The following is a 1,232-nucleotide window of genomic DNA, read 5'->3' as shown; positions in this document are numbered from 1 at the left end:
ATCAAAGCGTTTAGATTTGTCAGTACATCGAATTCACTTTCGTATTCCTGATTGTTGAATTCAATATAATCCTCTTTTAGATCACGAAGCTTTTCAAAGTTTGGATCCAGTTCTAGAAACATTTTCTCAATGGTGAATGTATCTACATTCATACCTAGCATTTTATGATAATAGCGTTTTGTTGAATAATTAATTTCATCATGGTTTTTAAGGATAACCCATTTATAGTTTTGTAACAGAATTACTTCTTTAGAAGGCTTTATAGATTTATCATCACGGTTCGTATCGTGATTTTTTTCTTTTAGCCTTTGTTCGTCTCTTTTTTTGTATCTCTTCATTACTTTGTAGATGTAAGTATTCATGCGAGATATTATAACCTTTACTACATGAAACGAATCGAGGATTGTGACCGCATTAGGAAAATACTCTTCAGGCATAGTAAGATAAGTCTTATAAGCATCAGATATTACACCTTTGACATTTAATCTTTCCTTAAGTGGAATAGATAGAAAGTAGTTTTCAAGTGTAGAATGCCATCGATTATGAACGATATCGATGATTTCTCCAGTAGAAAAATCCATAATGACAAATGCATATTTTTCGGTATTACTGATGTCCAGATATACTTCATCTACAGATATGTATTCAGGCAAAGGAAGTCTAGGAAGATCCACATAGCGCTTGAATATAAGACGGGCAGCTGAATCAGATATATTGAATTGAGCTGCAATCTCGGCTGTTGATTTAGTAAGAGTCTTGAATGCATTAAGAATCAAATATGGCGTGATATTTGAAGAATGTGAGTATTTATCCAAAAACGGAAAGGAATCATTCTCTGTGAGTCCGCACTCCTTACACACCCATCTGCGCTGGCGTACTATCAAGTAAGTGTTCATTGAATCCTGAGAGATTGGATGATTTACTTTACGAACATAGATACCCTTGGAATGCATACGAGACTGACACATAGGGCAAAGAGTAGGCTTTAAGTTTTTTTCGATATAAACAAATTTATCAGAACCGATGATTTCAATCTTAGTAACAGTGTATGTACCATCATCAGTCAGATTAAGAAGAGCCAGATAATTAGAATTTTGATTCGTGTTGTGTTCCATAATAAATTTTACCTCCTGAACAACGTAGAAAAACACAACACATTCATTATAGAAGATAAGATACTCTAAAAACTTTAAAAAGTTTTTAGAGCAGGTTATAAACGCCTCTAAATAATT

General features: G+C 33.3%; 1 protein-coding gene. It reads right to left on the bottom strand.

The genetic code is table 11. From position 1 onward, the window contains the following. A partial coding sequence (locus LJE08_RS13525; protein WP_227403519.1) for a transposase occupies positions 1-1,115 on the bottom strand: 1,115 nt, incomplete at its 3' end. Positions 1,116-1,232 lie beyond the last annotated feature (117 nt).

The organism is Holdemanella sp. DFI.5.55 (assembly GCF_020593575.1).
Taxonomy (GTDB): Bacteria; Bacillota_I; Bacilli_A; order Erysipelotrichales; family Erysipelotrichaceae; genus Holdemanella; species Holdemanella hominis.
Note: the sequence above shows the minus strand (reverse complement) of the source record. Positions and strands in the feature narration are given on the sequence as shown.